13 protein-coding genes are annotated in these 15,494 nt (G+C 63.7%); 5 read left to right on the top strand and 8 right to left on the bottom strand.

All coding sequences use genetic code 11. The features are described 5' to 3' along the window. Window positions 1-28 precede the first annotated feature (28 nt). The 7 genes from PNAP_RS06140 to PNAP_RS06110 all read right to left on the bottom strand — a co-directional run bounded on the left by PNAP_RS06140 (window position 29) and on the right by PNAP_RS06110 (window position 8,012). Window positions 29-985: an NAD(P)H-dependent flavin oxidoreductase gene (locus tag PNAP_RS06140; RefSeq protein ID WP_011800634.1), complete on the bottom strand. Its 957-nt coding sequence runs from the start codon at window positions 983-985 to the stop codon at window positions 29-31. 97 nt (window positions 986-1,082) lie between these two features. Next, complete coding sequence (locus tag PNAP_RS06135; RefSeq protein WP_011800633.1) at window positions 1,083-2,873, bottom strand: acyl-CoA dehydrogenase; 1,791 nt, start codon at window positions 2,871-2,873, stop codon at window positions 1,083-1,085. A 95-nt stretch (window positions 2,874-2,968) separates the two neighbouring features. Beyond that, on the bottom strand, window positions 2,969-3,901 hold the full coding sequence (locus PNAP_RS06130) for an electron transfer flavoprotein subunit alpha/FixB family protein (RefSeq protein WP_011800632.1): 933 nt from the start codon (window positions 3,899-3,901) through the stop codon (window positions 2,969-2,971). A 30-nt stretch (window positions 3,902-3,931) separates the two neighbouring features. Next, on the bottom strand, window positions 3,932-4,681 hold the full coding sequence (locus PNAP_RS06125) for an electron transfer flavoprotein subunit beta/FixA family protein (RefSeq protein ID WP_011800631.1): 750 nt from the start codon (window positions 4,679-4,681) through the stop codon (window positions 3,932-3,934). 193 nt (window positions 4,682-4,874) lie between these two features. Next, window positions 4,875-6,248 (bottom strand): mechanosensitive ion channel family protein, encoded by a 1,374-nt coding sequence (locus tag PNAP_RS06120; protein WP_083758021.1) that lies wholly within the window; start codon window positions 6,246-6,248, stop codon window positions 4,875-4,877. After that, entirely contained in the window at window positions 6,227-7,048 is an 822-nt protein-coding gene (locus tag PNAP_RS06115) for an enoyl-CoA hydratase (protein WP_011800629.1), read from the bottom strand. Before PNAP_RS06115 ends, PNAP_RS06120 begins: the two co-directional genes overlap by 22 nt. 10 nt (window positions 7,049-7,058) lie before the next feature. Next, the gene (locus PNAP_RS06110; RefSeq protein WP_011800628.1) at window positions 7,059-8,012 is read right to left on the bottom strand and encodes a histone deacetylase family protein; all 954 of its coding nucleotides are present in this window, start codon (window positions 8,010-8,012) and stop codon (window positions 7,059-7,061) included. Between the two features lie 41 nt (window positions 8,013-8,053). Between PNAP_RS06110 and PNAP_RS06105 the strand changes: the two genes are divergently transcribed. From PNAP_RS06105 to PNAP_RS06085, 5 genes are all read left to right on the top strand, one after another. Then, the gene (locus PNAP_RS06105) at window positions 8,054-8,974 is read left to right on the top strand and encodes an AAA family ATPase (RefSeq protein ID WP_041376562.1); all 921 of its coding nucleotides are present in this window, start codon (window positions 8,054-8,056) and stop codon (window positions 8,972-8,974) included. Window positions 8,975-8,993: 19 nt separating this feature from the next. Continuing rightward, entirely contained in the window at window positions 8,994-10,022 is a 1,029-nt protein-coding gene (locus PNAP_RS06100; protein WP_232290759.1) for a DUF58 domain-containing protein, read from the top strand. Continuing rightward, the gene (locus PNAP_RS06095; RefSeq protein ID WP_011800625.1) at window positions 10,016-12,085 is read left to right on the top strand and encodes a transglutaminase family protein; all 2,070 of its coding nucleotides are present in this window, start codon (window positions 10,016-10,018) and stop codon (window positions 12,083-12,085) included. The genes PNAP_RS06100 and PNAP_RS06095 overlap by 7 nt, the downstream gene beginning before the upstream one ends. A gap of 32 nt (window positions 12,086-12,117) precedes the next feature. Then, window positions 12,118-13,209 (top strand): lytic murein transglycosylase B, encoded by a 1,092-nt coding sequence (gene mltB / locus PNAP_RS06090; protein ID WP_011800624.1) that lies wholly within the window; start codon window positions 12,118-12,120, stop codon window positions 13,207-13,209. Window positions 13,210-13,400: 191 nt separating this feature from the next. Further along, window positions 13,401-13,970 carry a DUF4166 domain-containing protein gene (locus tag PNAP_RS06085; protein WP_198140674.1) on the top strand — a complete coding sequence of 190 codons (570 nt, stop codon included), beginning with the start codon at window positions 13,401-13,403 and terminating at the stop codon, window positions 13,968-13,970. Here the strand turns inward: PNAP_RS06085 and PNAP_RS06080 are convergent. Beyond that, complete coding sequence (locus tag PNAP_RS06080) at window positions 13,950-15,467, bottom strand: WG repeat-containing protein (protein ID WP_083758020.1); 1,518 nt, start codon at window positions 15,465-15,467, stop codon at window positions 13,950-13,952. The genes PNAP_RS06085 and PNAP_RS06080 overlap by 21 nt on opposite strands. Window positions 15,468-15,494 lie beyond the last annotated feature (27 nt).

Genomic DNA, 15,494 nt, shown 5'->3' with positions numbered 1-15,494 from the left:
TAAAAAACGAGCAACTGGCCAGCCCGGCTTACTGCGCCAGCAGCCTCTGGCGCGCGGCTTCGTACTCAAGCCTGAGCTGGGCGACGAAGGCCGCCGTGCTTTGCACCTTGCTGATCGAGCCGATGCCTTGGCCGCAGCCCCAGATGTCTTTCCAGGCCTTGGCCTTGTCGCCGCCGAAGTTCATCTGGCTCGGGTCGCTCTCGGGCAGGTTGTCCGGGTCCATGCCGGCGGCGCGGATCGACGGCGCCAGGTAGTTGCCGTGCACGCCGGTGAACAGGTTGCTATAGACGATGTCGTCGGAATCGCCTTCGACAATCGCCTGCTTGTAGGCGCTTGACGCGCGCGCTTCCTCGGTGGCGATGAAGGCCGAGCCGATGTAGGCAAAGTCGGCGCCCATGGCTTGGGCGGCCAGCACGCCGCCGCCGGTCGAGATGGCGCCCGACAGCGCCAGCGGGCCGTCGAACCACTGGCGGATTTCCTGGACCAGCGCGAACGGGCTTTTGACCCCGGCGTGTCCGCCCGCGCCGCAGGCCACCGCCACCAGGCCGTCGGCGCCCTTTTCAATCGCCTTGCGGGCGAACTTGTTGTTGATGATGTCGTGCAGCACGACGCCGCCCCAGCCGTGCACCGCCTGGTTCAGGTCTTCGCGCGCGCCCAGCGAGGTGATGACGATGGGCACCTTGAAGCGCGCGCAGACTTCCAGGTCGTGTTCGAGCCGGTCGTTGGACTTGTGCACGATCTGGTTGATGGCGAAGGGCGCGGCCGGCTGGTCCGGATGGGCCAGGTTGTAGGCGGCCAGCGTCTCGGTGATCTCGGCCAGCCAGTCTTCGAGCTGCGCGGCCGGGCGCGCATTGAGCGCCGGCATGGAGCCGACCACGCCGGCCTTGCACTGCTCGATGACGAGCCGGGGGTTGCTGATGATGAACAGCGGCGAGCCGATGATGGGCAAGGGCAAGTGCTTCAGGGCGCCGGGCAGTCTGGACATGGGGTCTCCGTGATCTATTTTTAAGTTAAAAAGTGCTTTTGCGCACGGCTAGCATGCACAGTCAGCTATCAATTAAGAAGCAAATACTGAGCCGCGCTCAAAACGCGTCCAGTGCCAGCGCATTCACGCTGCCTGCGCCTTCGACGATGCTGTCGCGCATGCCGGGCGCTTTGGTCAGCAGGTGGTCGGCGTAAAACCGGGCGGTGGTGATCTTGGCCTGCATGAAGGCCGCATCGACGCCCTGCGCCAGTTGCTCCTGGGCCACCAGCAGCGAACGCGCCAGCTGCCAGCCCGCCACCACATTGCCCGCCAGCATCAGGTAAGGCACGCTGCCGGCAAACACCGCATTCGGGCTGGTCCGGGTGTTGGCGGCGACAAACTCGACCACTTGGACAAAGGCCTGGCGCGCGGCCTTCAGGCGCTTGGCCACGGCCAGCGCGTCGGCGCTGCCCTGCGCCAGCAATTCGTTTTCGGTCGCTTCGATCTGCGCGGCGATGCCTTTGGCAATCTGGCCGCCGTCGCGCGCGGTCTTGCGGCCGATCAGGTCGTTGGCCTGGATGGCGGTCGTGCCTTCGTAAATCGTCAAAATCCGGGCGTCGCGGAAATACTGCGCCGCGCCGGTTTCCTCGATGAAACCCATGCCGCCATGCACCTGCACGCCCAGCGAGGTGACTTCCTGGCTCATCTCGGTGCTGTAGCCCTTGACCAGCGGCACCATGAATTCATAAAAAGCCAGGCTCTGCTTGCGCACCTCGGCATCAGGGTGGTGATGCGTAGCGTCGTAGGCGGCGGCAGCCACCGAGGCCATCGCGCGGCAGCCTTCGGTATAGGCGCGCATGGTCATCAGCATGCGCCTGACATCGGGGTGGTGAATGATGGGCGCGCTGGCCTTGATCGAGCCATCGACCGGGCGGCTCTGTACGCGGTCTTTGGCAAAGCCCACGGCTTTTTGGTAAGCGCGCTCGGCAATCGCGATGCCCTGCACGCCGACGGCGTAGCGCGCCGAGTTCATCATGATGAACATGTATTCGAGGCCGCGATTTTCTTCGCCGACGAGGTAGCCGGCCGCGCCGCCGTGGTCGCCGAACTGCAGCACGGCCGTGGGCGAAGCCTTGATGCCGAGCTTGTGCTCGATGCTGACGCAGTGCACGTCGTTGCGCTCGCCCAGCGTGCCGTCGGCATTGACCAGGAACTTGGGAACGACAAACAGGCTGATGCCCTTGACACCTTCGGGCGCGCCGCTCGCGCGGGCCAGCACCAGATGGACGATGTTCTCGGCCATGTCGTGTTCGCCGTAGGTGATGAAAATCTTGGTGCCGAAGACCTTGTAGCTGCCGTCAGCCTGCGGTTCGGCGCGGCTGCGCACGGCGGCCAGGTCGCTTCCGGCCTGCGGCTCGGTCAGGTTCATGGTGCCGGTCCACTGGCCGCTGATCATTTTTTCCAGATAGACCGCATTGAGCGCCTCCGAGCCGGCCGTCAGCAGGGCTTCGATGGCGCCGTCGGTCAGCATCGGACACAAGGCAAAGCTCATGTTGGCCGAATTGGCCATTTCGCCGCAGGCCGCGCCAATCGTCTTGGGCAGGCCCTGGCCGCCGAAATCAGCGGGATGCTGCAGGCCCTGCCAGCCGCCTTCGACGTACTGTTTGAAGGCTTCCTTGAAACCGGGCGTCGTGGTGACCACGCCGGACTGAAAGCTCGACGGGTTCTTGTCGCCTTCCCAGTTCAGCGGCGACAGCACGCCTTCGCTGAACTTGGCGCATTCTTCGAGCACGGCCTGAGCGGTGTCGAAACCGGCGTCTTCAAAGCCGGGGATTTGCGCGATCTGGTCGATGCCCGCCAGGTGCTTGATATCAAACAGCATGTCCTTGAGGGGTGCTTTGTAGCTCATTGTGTCTCTCCAGTCAGGTCAACAGTTGCCCGGCAACCCAGGCAGTACAGATAAAAAAAAGGCGTCCATCACGACGCCCTTCTTGTCTTTTTGCCTTACAGCGCGGCAATCAATTCCGGCACGGCCGTGAACAAGTCGGCCTCCAGCCCGTAGTCGGCGACGCTGAAGATGGGCGCTTCGCCGTCCTTGTTGATCGCCACGATAACCTTGGAGTCCTTCATGCCGGCCAGATGCTGGATGGCGCCCGAGATGCCCACGGCCACGTACAGCTGCGGCGCGACGATCTTGCCGGTCTGCCCGACCTGCCAGTCGTTGGGCGCGTAACCCGCATCGACGGCCGCGCGGCTTGCGCCCAGGGCTGCGCCGAGCTTGTCGGCCAGCGGGATCAGGACTTCATTGAACTTCTCGCTCGATCCCAGCGCCCGGCCACCGGAGACGATGATCTTGGCGGCCGTCAGTTCGGGACGGTCGCTCTTGGCGATTTCGGAGCCGAGGAACGAGGACTTGCCGCTGTCGGCCACGCCGGCCAGCGTTTCAATCGCTGCCGCGCCGCCCGTGCTCGCTGCCGCGTCAAAGCCGGTGGTGCGCACGGTGATGACCTTGATAGCGTCCAGGCTCTGCACGATGGCAATGGCGTTGCCCGCGTAGATCGGGCGCTCGAACGTATCGGCCGCATCGACCTTGGTGATGTCGGAAATCTGCCCCACGTCGAGCAGCGCCGCGACGCGCGGGGCGATGTTCTTGCCCGACGCCGTGGCCGGGAACAGGATGTGCGAGTAGGCGCTGGCGATGGAAATCACCTGCGCGGCCATGTTCTCGGCCAGGCCGTGGGCGAAATGATCGCCGTCCACATGGATGACCTTGGTGACGCCGGCAATCTGGCTGGCGGCTTGCGCTGCGGCGGCGGCATCCTTGCCGGCCACCAGCACATGCACCTCGCCGCCGCACTGGCTGGCGGCGGTCACGGTGTTCAGGGTGGCGGGGCGGATGCTGGCGTTGTCGTGTTCTGCGATGACTAAAGAGGTCATGGTGTGTTGCTCCGTTGTTCTGCTTCTGATTTAGATGACTTTGGCTTCGTTCCTGAGCTTGTCCACCAGCGCGGCGACGTCAGCGACCTTGATGCCGGCGCTGCGCTTGGGCGGCTCGCTGACTTTGAGCGTCTTGATGCGCGGGGCCACATCGACGCCCAGATCGGCTGGCTTGACATTTTCCAGCGGCTTTTTCTTGGCCTTCATGATGTTGGGCAGCGTGACGTAGCGCGGCTCGTTCAGGCGCAAATCCGTCGTGATGATCGCCGGCAGCGTGAGCGAGAGCGTCTCCAGCCCGCCATCGACCTCGCGCGTGACCCGGGCCACGCCATCAGCCACTTCGACCTTGGAGGCAAACGTCGCCTGACCCCAGCCCAGCAGGGCGGCGAGCATCTGGCCGGTCTGGTTGCAGTCGTCATCAATCGCCTGCTTGCCCAGGATGACGAGTTGTGGCTGTTCTTTATCGACCAGCGCCTTGAGCAGCTTGGCCACGGCCAGCGGCTGCAGTTCTTCGCCGGTCTCGACCAGGATGGCGCGGTCCGCGCCGATGGCCATGGCCGTGCGCAGGGTTTCCTGGCACTGCAGCACGCCGCACGAGACGGCGATGACTTCAGTGACAACGCCCTTTTCCTTGAGCCGCACGGCTTCCTCGATGGCAATCTCGTCGAACGGATTCATGCTCATCTTGACATTGGCGATATCGACGCCGCTGCCGTCGGATTTGACGCGGACTTTGACGTTGTAATCGACTACACGCTTGACAGGGACCAAGACCTTCATGACGGGGCTCCAAAGTTTATTGATTAATTGACGTTGACGTAAACGTAAGCCATGCATTCTATGCCGGGGCACTCGTGATGCCGTGATGCCGGTCCGCGCAAAAAGCGTAATATCTTGCGGCAGGAATAAAAAAGAACGGTCGTTCTATTTATTATAAACGGCTGTTTTGGCTTGATTGCAGCATGCTTGCTCACTATTTTTCTGTGGGCGCCAGCGTGACCGGCCCGGGGGTGGCGGTGCGCGCTGGCGTATCGGGATTGTCCTCTGCGGCCGGACTGGCGCGGGTGTGGATGACCCGCTGCGGATACGGAATATCGATGTGGTGCTCGCGCAATGATTTCAGGATCGCCAGGTTGATCTGCGAGCGCACATTCTGCTGGCCGTTTTCAGGGTCGCAAATCCAGTAATTGAGCGTGAATTCCAGCCCGTCCGCGCCAAAGTTCGTCAGGTTGGCGCCCGGCTTCGGGTCGGCCAGCACGCGCTCGCGGCCCGCAGCCGCCTCAATCAGCAGCTCCATCACCTGCGCCACATCGCTGTCATAGCCCACCGACACCACGGTGGACTGCAGCACCCGCGTATCGGTAAGCGACAGGTTTTCAATGCGGTTGATGATGAACATTTCGTTCGGCACGATGGATTCGCGCCCGGACGGCGCGCGCACCACGGTGTACCTGGCCTTGATGTCGGTGATGCGGCCTTCAAAGGTATCGACGCGTATGTTGTCGCCGATGCGCACGCTGCGTTCGGCCAGCATGACAAAACCGCTCACATAGTTGGAGGCCAGCTTTTGCAGGCCAAAACCCACGCCCACGCCAATCGCGCCGCCCAGCACCGACAGCGCCGTCAGGTCGATGCCCACGGACGACAGCGCCAGCAGCAGCCCCACGAACATCAGCCCGGCCCGGCTGGCATTGCTCACGGCCTTGCGCAGGGACAGCTCGCTGCCGGTGGCCGCGCGCAGCAGCCGGCTTTCAATCGCCGCCGAGATCCACAAGGTGATCAACAGCACGACGCCGGCTGTCAGCGCACCCTGCAGCAGGGCGCGCACCGACAGCATCGAGCCGCCGACCTTCCACTTGATGCTGTCCAGCTCATCAAGGATGATGGGCAGCAGGCCGCTGATCCAGAGCACCATCAGCGCCCAGGCCAGCCAGGAAACAGTCCGCTCCAGCACACGCACCACCGGCGCGTCCTTGAAAGCCACCTGCAGCACCTTGACGCTCAGGCGAATCACGGCCAGCGCCAGCAGCACCGGGATGGCCACCTTGAACAGCGCCAGCGGAAACAGCCGCGCCAGCAGCGTCTGCATGACGTAGGCCAGCGACAGCAGCAGCAGCGGAAACAGCACGCCATCGACCAGGCGCCGGCCAAAAAGAATCGACGCGTCGTTTTTCAGATGCTGCGTGCGGCTCAGTGCCCGCGCCAGCAGCCAGGCCAGCAGCACGCAGGCCAGCAGCGCGGCCAGTTCGGTCAATGCGCTGGGCTGGGTCAGTGCCGTCAGCCAGCCGTCCAGGCCCTCCAGCCGGGGTGCGGAAGCCGCCGGGTTCACGGCGTCGGCACTGGCCATTGCGGCTTTCTCTTGTCGATAAAGGCCTGCACGCCTTCTTGCGCCACGGGGTGCATCATGTTGCAGGCCATGATCTGGCCGGCCAGTTGGTAGGCGGCTTCGACGCCGGTTTCACGCTGCTTGTAGAACAGCGCCTTGCCCATGGCGACCGCCTCGTGCGGTTTGGACAATATCGCCTGGACCAGCTTTTCAACCTCGGCGTCGAGCGCTTCGAGCGGCACGACGCGGTTGACCAGGCCCCGGGCGCGCGCCTCGTCGGCGGTGATGAACTCGCCGGTCAGCAGCATTTCCATGGCTTGCTTGGCCGGCATGTTGCGCACCAGCGGCACGCTGGGCGTGGCGCAGAACAGGCCGACATCAATGCCGTTGACGCCAAAGCTGACCTGGCTGGCGGCCACCGCCAGGTCGCTTTGCGCCACCAGCTGGCAACCCGCAGCGGTCGCCAGCCCTTGCACCCTGGCAATCACCGGCACCGGCAGGTTCTGGATGCTGAGCATCATGCGGGTGCATTGGGCAAACAGCTTCTGGTAATAGGCCAGCCCGGGCTGGGCGCGCATTTCCTTGAGGTTGTGGCCGGCGCAAAACGCCTTGCCTTGCGCCGACAGCACCACGATGCGGGCCGATTCGTCCAGCGCAATCGCATCAAGCGCGGTTTGCAGCGCGGCCAGCATTTCCTCGCTCAGGGCGTTGAAGGTGGCCGGCCGGTTGAGCACCAGGCGGTGAACGCCGCGCTCGTCACGGGTATGGAGCACCGGCGGCGAAATGTCGGCCAAAGAGCCGGCCAGAGAAATAACACTCATGAACAAATTCCTATAAATCAGCCAGCACGCGGATATGCGCCTCAACGCTGCGCCCCAGCGCGCCGAGGTTGTAGCCGCCTTCAAGCGCGGACACGATCCGGCCCTTGGCGTGGCGTTTGGCAACATTTTTGATGCGCTCGGTGATCCAGGCGTAATCGGCTTCGTTCAGGTTCATCTGGCCCAGGTCATCGTCGCGGTGGGCGTCAAACCCGGCGCTGATGAAGATCATCTCGGGCTTGAAGGCTTCCAGCCGGGGCATCCACATCATGTCGATCAGCTCGCGCACCTCCATGCCCTTGGTGTAGGCCGGCACCGGCAGGTTCACCATGTTGGGGGCCTGCGTGCCGGCGCCGCTGAAGGGAAACAGCGGGTGCTGGAAAAAGCTCACCATCAGGATGCGCTCATCGCCCCGGACGATGTCTTCGGTGCCGTTGCCGTGGTGCACGTCAAAGTCCACAATCGCCACGCGCTTGAGGCCGTGGCGCTCCAGCGCGTATTTGGCGGCAATCGCAATGTTGTTGAAAAAGCAAAAACCCATGGCCTTGCTGCGTTCGGCATGGTGGCCCGGCGGGCGCACGGCGCAAAAGGCGTTGTCCATCTCGCCGGCCATCACGGCGTCGGTGGCCGCAATCACCGCGCCTGCCGCGCGCAGGGCGGCGTTCCAGGTGTGGACGTTCAATGCCGTGTCGGGGTCGATCTGGACATGGGCCGGACCGCCGGCCCGGATGTCATCGGCCAGCTGGTCGCTCAGGCCGCGAATCGCCGCCACCAGCATGCGGTCGTGCGCCAGTTCGATGTCGCCGATGGCGGCCAGCGGAGCCTCCTGCAGGTCCAGCGCATCCTTCACGCCGGCCGCCAGAAGCTGGTCTTCAATCGCATCCAGCCGCTCGGGACACTCGGGATGTCCCGGCCCCATTTCATGCTTCCAGCAGTCCGTGTGGGTGAAATAACCCGTTTTGTTCATAACAAGTAAATCATGTTAAAAATTACGCTATGGTTCCAGTCATGCATGTCAAAGAAAAACTTCAAGCGCTTCTTAATCAGCTTAACACGGTGATTGTGGGCAAGTCCGCGCAGGTCAGCGACTGCGTGGCCTGCCTGCTGGCGGGCGGCCACCTCCTGATCGAAGATGTTCCGGGCGTCGGCAAGACCACGCTGGCGCATGCGCTGTCGCGCTCGTTCGGGCTGCAGTTCTCGCGCGTCCAGTTCACCGCCGACCTGATGCCCAGCGACTTGTCGGGCGTGTCGATCTACGAGCGCCAGAAGGAAAGCTTTGTGTTTCACCCCGGGCCGATGTTTGCCCAGGTGCTGCTGGCCGACGAGATCAACCGCGCCAGCCCCAAGACCCAGAGCGCGCTGCTCGAAGCCATGGAAGAAAAGCAGGTGACGATTGAAGGCCAGACGCGCCCGCTGCCGCTGCCGTTCTTCGTCATCGCCACGCAAAATCCGCAGGACCAGCTCGGCACCTACGCCCTGCCCGAGTCGCAGCTCGACCGCTTCCACATGCGGATTTCGCTCGGCTACCCTGACCGGGCCGCCGAACGCGAACTGCTGCGCGGCGCCGACCGGCGCGAAATGCTCGATGTCCTGCCGGCCAGGCTGGCGCCGCACGAATTGCTGGAACTGCAGCAATTGGTCCAGCAGGTGCATGCCGCCGAGCCGCTGCTGAACTACCTGCAGGATCTGCTGGCCGCCACGCGCTCGGGCCGCTGGTTTTTGCAGGGCCTGAGCCCGCGCGCCGGCATTGCCATCATGCGCGCGGCCAAGGCGCAGGCCTTTTTGAGCGGGCGGGACTATGTCGCGCCCGACGACATTGCCGCCATCCTGCCGCAAACCGCCGCGCACCGCCTGATTCCGGTCAGCGACGCGGGCCGGGGCGCGGTCGGGCAGGTGCGCGCCATGCTGGATGCCGTGCCGCTGCCCTGAGCCGCAGGCCTGCTTTTTCATGGCCGCGTTCGCCTTCCTCCCCAATCCAATGCCGCTTGTCAGGGCACGCTTGCAGCGCTGGTTTGAAGCGCGCCTGCCATTGAGCGACAGCGTCCTGCTCACCCAGCGAACCGTCTATATCTTGCCGACGCGCCCCGGCCTGATGCTGTTCCTGACGCTGCTGGTGCTGCTGGTCGCCTCGATCAACTACCAGCTCAACCTGGGCTATTTGCTGACCTTCCTGCTGGCCGGCACCACGCTGGTCGGCATGCATGTCTGCCACGGCACGCTGCGCGGGCTTGCCATGAATTTAATAGCACCTCATGCCCACTACGCGGGCGCAACCACTGCTTTTGACATCAAACTCACGAATGCGCGGCGCGCCGTGCGCCACGGCATCGGCCTGAGCGTGTGGAACCCCCATCCGGCAGTTGCCCAAAAAGGCGCCGAGCCGCACTGGGCCTGGACCGACGTGCCCGCCCAAGGCAGCTGCCTGGTGCAGGTGGCCTTCACGCCAGCCCGGCGCGGCCTGCACCGCCTGCCCACGCTGACGGCCGAAACCCGTTTTCCGCTGGGCACCTTCCGCGTCTGGACGGTCTGGCGGCCCGCCGCGCAGGTCATGGTGTATCCGGCGCCCGAGCTGAGCGCGCCGCCGCTGCCGCCGGGCGAGCCGCGCGCCCAGGGCGCGGGCAGCGCCGCCCGTGCGCAAAGCAGCGGTGAATTCGACGGTGTGCGCGCTTACCGGCGCGGCGATCCGCTGAAAAACGTGCTCTGGAAAAAGGTCGCCAAGGCTGGCGAACACAGCGGGGAAAGCGGCGGCCTGGTGGTGCGCGACACCCAGCAGGCCCAGCGCCATGAACTCTGGCTCGATGTGCGGCAGGCGGGACCGCTGGGCCTGGAGCAAAAACTCTCGCGGCTGTGCGCCTGGGTGCTGCAGGCCGACCGGCTCGGGCTGGACTACGGCCTGCGCCTGAGCGCGCTGGAGATCAAACCGGCCAGCGGCGAAGCCCACAAGCGCCGTTGCCTGGAAGCGCTGGCCACATGCTGAGCCCCGCCGCAGCCCCATCGACCCAACTGCCGACCCTGGCGACGCTGCGAACGCTGCCGCGCGAAGGCCGCGACACGCTGTTCCTGCTGGCCGTGATTGCCTGGCTGCTGCTGCCGCAGGCCGGCCGCTTGCCGCTGTGGTGCAGCCTGGGCGCGGGCGCGGTGCTGCTGTGGCGCGGCTGGCTGGCGCTGAATGCACGCGCCCTGCCCCGCAAGGCATGGCTGGTGCTGCTGCTGGCGCTAACCATGGGCGCCACCTACGCCACGCACGGCACGCTGATCGGGCGCGACGCCGGCGTGACGCTGCTGGTGGTGCTGCTCACGCTCAAGACGCTGGAGCTGCGCGCCCGGCGCGATGCGTTCGTGATTTTCTTCCTCGGCTTTTTCTGCATGCTGAGCAACTTCTTCTATTCGCAGTCGCTGCTGACGGCCTGCAGCATGGTGCTCGGGCTGCTGGGCCTGCTGACCGCGCTGGTCAATGCCCACATGCCGGTCGGCAAGCCGCCGCTGGCGCAGGCCGCCCGAACCGCCGGCTCGATGGCGCTGCTGGGCGCGCCCATCATGCTGGTGCTGTTCATGCTGTTTCCGCGCATGGCGCCGCTGTGGGGTGTGCCCAGCGATGCCATGACCGGCCGCAGCGGCCTGAGCGCGCGCATGGAAGTCGGCACCATGGCCACGCTGGCGCTGGACGACAGCGTGGCGATGCGCATCCGCTTCGAGGGCGAACCCCCGCCGCAGCGCGAGATGTATTTTCGCGGCCCGGTGCTCTCCAGCTTTGACGGGCGGCAGTGGCTGCCCCTGAACTCCAGCCAGTCGCCCGTGCATGCGCTGCCGGCCAACCTGCAGGCAAGCGGCGAGCCGGTGCATTACGAAGTCACGCTGGAGCCGACCCAGCGGCCCTGGCTTTTCGTGATGGAAGCCGCCTTGCAGCGCCCCGAGGTGCCCGGTTACCGCAACTTCATGGAAGACGACTTGCAGTGGCTGACCAGCCGGCCCATCACCGAGCTGGTCCGCTACAAGGTCAGCAGCTACCCGGCCTTCACCCACGGACCCGCGCAGCCCATGCGCGGGCTGCAGGAATATGTCGATTTGCCGCCGGGCTTCAACCCGCGCACGCTGGCCCTGGCCGCCGAGATACGGCGCGACCCGCGCAATGCCAAGGCCACTACCGCTGGCCTGGTGCAGGTCGCGCTGGAGCGGCTGCGCACTGGCGGCTATACCTACACGCTGGAGCCCGGCGTGTATGGCCGGGACACCGCCGACGAGTTCTGGTTTGACCGCAAGGAAGGTTTTTGCGAGCACATCGCGTCCAGCTTTGTCATCTTGATGCGCGCGCTCGACATTCCGGCGCGCATCGTCACCGGCTACCAGGGCGGCGAGCGCAACGGCGTTGACGGCTTCTGGGTCGTGCGGCAAAGCGATGCCCACGCCTGGGCCGAGGTCTGGCAGGCCGGGCGCGGCTGGGTGCGGGTCGATCCGACCTCGGCCGTGGCGCCGGGACGCACCGGCGCCTTCCAGCGGCTGGCCGCGCCCCGGGGCGCCGTCGCGCAGGCCTTCGGCAATTTCAGCCCGACCCTGTCGGCCCAGTTTCGCGCCACCTGGGAAGCGATCAACAACGGCTGGAATCAGTGGGTTCTCAATTACACCCAGGGCAAGCAGCTCAGTTTGCTCAAGAACATCGGCTTTGAAACCCCGGACTGGCTGGACCTGACCCGCCTGCTGATAGGCGCGCTGGTGCTGGCCAGCATCGCGGGCGGCGGCTGGGCATGGTGGGAGCGCAGCCAGCACGATCCGTGGCTGCGCCTGCTCGGCCGGGCACGCAAGCGGCTGGCGCAGGCCGGCATTGAAAGCACGCCCGCCACCTCGCCGCGCCAGCTGGCCCGGCAGGTGCTGCAACAATACGGCGACCAGGGGCAAGCCCTGCACGACTGGCTGGTGCAGCTGGAGGTGCAGCGCTATGCCCCGACGGCCCAAACCGCCAGGCCATCCACCCCGCTGAAAAGCCATGTCCGCCAGCTGGACCAGCTCCGGCAGCAATTCAGCCGCCTGCGCTGGCCTGCTTAAAATCCGCTTTTCAGCCCACCCACCTTCCGCGCATGACACTTCACACCGCTTCCTTTCACTTCAAGCTTGCTCTGTTTTTAATAGCTGTCAGTGCAGGCGCAGCAAGCGCAAAGGACGTAAAATCCTTAAAAACCAAGGTTTCCGCCAGGGCCGAGCAGGCGCAGGGGCCGCTGTACGCCACGCGCGCCGACGCCATGCAGTTTGCCGACGACCTGGCCAGCCGCCGCAGCCTTGACCCCGAGTGGGTGCGCCAGGCCATCGGCCAGTCGCGCTTCAACCCCACGGTGGCGCGGCTGATGCAGCCGCCCACAAAGGCTTTCGTCAAGAACTGGCGCGTCTATCGCAGCCGCTTCATCGACCCGGTCCGCATCCAGGCCGGCGTGAACTTCTGGCAGGCCAACCGCAGCACGCTGGCGCGCGCTGAAAAGGAATACGGCGTTCCCCCCGAGATCATCGTCGGCATCATCGGTGTCGAAACCATCTACGGCCGCGACACCGGCAGCTTCCGGGTGATGGATTCGCTGGCCACGCTGGCCTTCGACTTTCCGTCCAGCCACCCGCGCGCCCAGGAACGCAGCGACTACTTCAAGGGCGAGATCGAGCAGTTCCTGACCATGGAAAGCCGAAGGAACGCCGACCCGTTCGAGCCACGCGGCAGCTACGCCGGCGCCATGGGCATGCCGCAGTTCATGCCGTCGAGCCAGGCCAAGCATGCGGTGGACTTCGACGGCGACGGCAACATCGACCTGTGGAACAGCCCGGCCGACGTGATCGGCTCGGTCGCCAGCTATTTCAAGGCCTACGGCTGGCAAAGCGGCATGCCGACGCACTACCCGGTGCGCTTCGACGCCAGCCGGCTGGACATGGACGCGCTGATGGCGCCCGACATTTTGCCGACCTTCGGCGTCGCCAGCTTCACCGCCAAGGGCGCGGTGCTCGAAGGCCCGGCCTTGGAGCACAAGGGTCCGCTGGCGCTGGTCGAACTGCTCAACGGCCCGGACGCGCCCAGCTACGTGGCCGGCACCGAGAACTTCTATGTCATCACGCGTTACAACTGGAGCAGTTACTACGCGATGGCGGTGATTGAATTGGGGCGGGAAGTAGCCGGGCGACTCGCGCCGTGAATGGCTGGGTCATTCGGTCTTGAGCTTCACGCCCCGCTTTGAGGTTTTGCAACGCTTCAATGCGCTGGTGCCTTCCAGCGAACACAGCAGAACCGTGCAATCCTTCGGCAACATCTACCGCGTCAATCTTGACGCAGTCAGTATTTCAGCAGCCTGCCAGTCTCGCATCACTTTCAGTTAAAACCGAATCCATGACAACAACAACAAGCTGCGTCCAAGACTGGTTTGGCCCCGAGTTTGAGCGTTTGCACCCGCTCCTGCAGCACTTGCACCTGCATGGCGGCGTGTTGGTGGGAGACGTGCATATTCAAGTTGGGCGCGGCTTGGCGGGTGTGCTGGGGCGGCGCTTGGCGCACAAGATGGGCATCCCCATTGACCAGCCGCACCGCCACCTGCGGGTTGTCATTTCGCACCGCGCGCAGCAACTCCATTGGGCGCGCAGTTTTGGCACAGGCGCGGGCAGCGCCAAAGAAGTGCTGTCGGTGTTTGACGCCGTGGGCCAGCACCCCAGCGGCTACTGGGTGGAGCGCACCGGGGCCATGCACTTCAAAATGACGGTCGATGTGATTGACGGTGGCTGGCACTGGCGCGCGCTGGGTGCCAGCTTGCACGGCCTACCCCTGCCCATCAGCTTGCTGCCGCGCTCGCGCGCCTACAAGCACATAGAAAACGGTGCCTACCGCTTTGAGGTGGCGTTTGTGATGCCACTGCTGGGGCCGCTGTTTTCGTATTCAGGCTTGCTACAGCAGGAAGACGTTTAGTCCCGCAACCACTATAAGCGCACAATTCCGCATGCCCTCAGAGTCCCCCAAGCCAGTCAACAAGAAGACCGGAAGCAAAAGCCAAAAAGCCTTTCTGGAATATCTAAAAATAGCGATCACCCCCCAGCCAGCGAGCAAGATCATCAGAAGAAAAGGCCAAAAAACGTACAGTCCACGCCATAACAGGTACAGCGCACCCCAAAAGTAAGTGAGGGCCACCGTATCCTCAAACGTGACGTGCTTCCTTTGCGAAAGTTGTTGCGCTAGCTCCTTGCGCTGTATTTCGAGTTCGGCACGGTGTTTGTCAATATAGGCATCAAAGGCAGGCATGAATTCCCCCTTGCTGTTGATGATGCGCTCCCTGCCGTTTTCCATCACCCAGGCCAGGCCGTTGGGCGCGAAACCTAGACCTCTCGGTTGCTCGTTTCTACCTTCTCTAAGACTTAGGCTGCCGCTTGGCTCAAACAATGGCGGCACAACCCATTCGCCTTTTATATTGATCATGCCACCGGTACCGGTAATGCTGGCCAGTGCCCAGCCATTCGCATAGAAGCTGCTTATATAAGAAAATTTCGGTGGAATTACCCACTTGCCCTGCGCGTTGATAAATCCCCACTTCTCGTTGACCTTGACTGCTGCCAGCCCATTTTCAGCAAATCCCAGCACATCGCCCGGCTCGAATGTCGGCGGAATCACCCATTCGCCCTTGACATTGATAAAACCGTATTTTTCCAGCGTTCGGGAAAAAGATTCCAGTTTCAGCAGGTGCGGCTCCGATGCAAGCGCCAGGCCGTTGGCGGCAAAGGCATGGGCACTGTAGAACCGGCGCTCAATCGCCCAACGTCCTGTCGCATCGACATAGCCCCAGTAGCCCACGCCCTGCGCCACCTCCCGTGATGGAGTTTTATATTCGGCAGGCGCCAGCCCGTTGGCGCTGAAACTCGACGGCTCTATTGATTTATCTGAAAAGACCCATTCGCCCCTGGCATTGATTGCACCCTGTTTTCCTGTGTCCTTTTCCGTCACCACCGCCAGGCCGTTGGGCGCAAAGCTATGGGCTGCCGTAAACCGGGGCTTGATGACCCATTCGCCCTGAAGGTTGATAAAACCGAAATCTCTCACACTGTATCCAATGATCCCGCCCATTCCTTCCATTTTTATTACTTGCGGATTCGCACCGGCCAGCGCCAGGCCGTTACTGGAAAAGGGCTCCAGCTTTTCAAATTTGGCGGGAATGGCCCATTCGCCTTTTTCATTGATGAATCCATATTTATCGCGATATTTGACGAGCGCCAGCCCATTTTCCGCAAAACGTCCGGCGATATCGAAGATCGGCGCAATCACGACTTCGCCCTTTTGATTGACATAGCCGTAAGGGCCGTTGTCAAAGCCGAATTCGCTCAGTTCCTCTCTTGGGTTGCCGGCGAAAGCAAAGGCCGCATGCAGGGCAACCATACCCAACATCACTGCCTTCAGGGATTGATTCAGTAAACGCATTTTTTTTGCCGATCATGTTTCATTGCA

The organism is Polaromonas naphthalenivorans CJ2 (assembly GCF_000015505.1).
Classification (GTDB): Bacteria; Pseudomonadota; Gammaproteobacteria; order Burkholderiales; family Burkholderiaceae_C; genus Polaromonas; species Polaromonas naphthalenivorans.
This window is presented reverse-complemented; position numbering and strand designations above follow the sequence as displayed.

Coding starts and splice junctions, on each gene's coding strand:
- PNAP_RS06140 (WP_011800634.1), bottom strand. CDS start 985: ATGTCCAGACTGCCCGGCGCCCTGAAGCACTTGCCCTTGCCCATCATC.
- PNAP_RS06135 (WP_011800633.1), bottom strand. CDS start 2,873: ATGAGCTACAAAGCACCCCTCAAGGACATGCTGTTTGATATCAAGCAC.
- PNAP_RS06130 (WP_011800632.1), bottom strand. CDS start 3,901: ATGACCTCTTTAGTCATCGCAGAACACGACAACGCCAGCATCCGCCCC.
- PNAP_RS06125 (WP_011800631.1), bottom strand. CDS start 4,681: ATGAAGGTCTTGGTCCCTGTCAAGCGTGTAGTCGATTACAACGTCAAA.
- PNAP_RS06120 (WP_083758021.1), bottom strand. CDS start 6,248: ATGGCCAGTGCCGACGCCGTGAACCCGGCGGCTTCCGCACCCCGGCTG.
- PNAP_RS06115 (WP_011800629.1), bottom strand. CDS start 7,048: ATGAGTGTTATTTCTCTGGCCGGCTCTTTGGCCGACATTTCGCCGCCG.
- PNAP_RS06110 (WP_011800628.1), bottom strand. CDS start 8,012: ATGAACAAAACGGGTTATTTCACCCACACGGACTGCTGGAAGCATGAA.
- PNAP_RS06105 (WP_041376562.1), top strand. CDS start 8,054: ATGCATGTCAAAGAAAAACTTCAAGCGCTTCTTAATCAGCTTAACACG.
- PNAP_RS06100 (WP_232290759.1), top strand. CDS start 8,994: ATGGCCGCGTTCGCCTTCCTCCCCAATCCAATGCCGCTTGTCAGGGCA.
- PNAP_RS06095 (WP_011800625.1), top strand. CDS start 10,016: ATGCTGAGCCCCGCCGCAGCCCCATCGACCCAACTGCCGACCCTGGCG.
- mltB (WP_011800624.1), top strand. CDS start 12,118: ATGACACTTCACACCGCTTCCTTTCACTTCAAGCTTGCTCTGTTTTTA.
- PNAP_RS06085 (WP_198140674.1), top strand. CDS start 13,401: ATGACAACAACAACAAGCTGCGTCCAAGACTGGTTTGGCCCCGAGTTT.
- PNAP_RS06080 (WP_083758020.1), bottom strand. CDS start 15,467: ATGCGTTTACTGAATCAATCCCTGAAGGCAGTGATGTTGGGTATGGTT.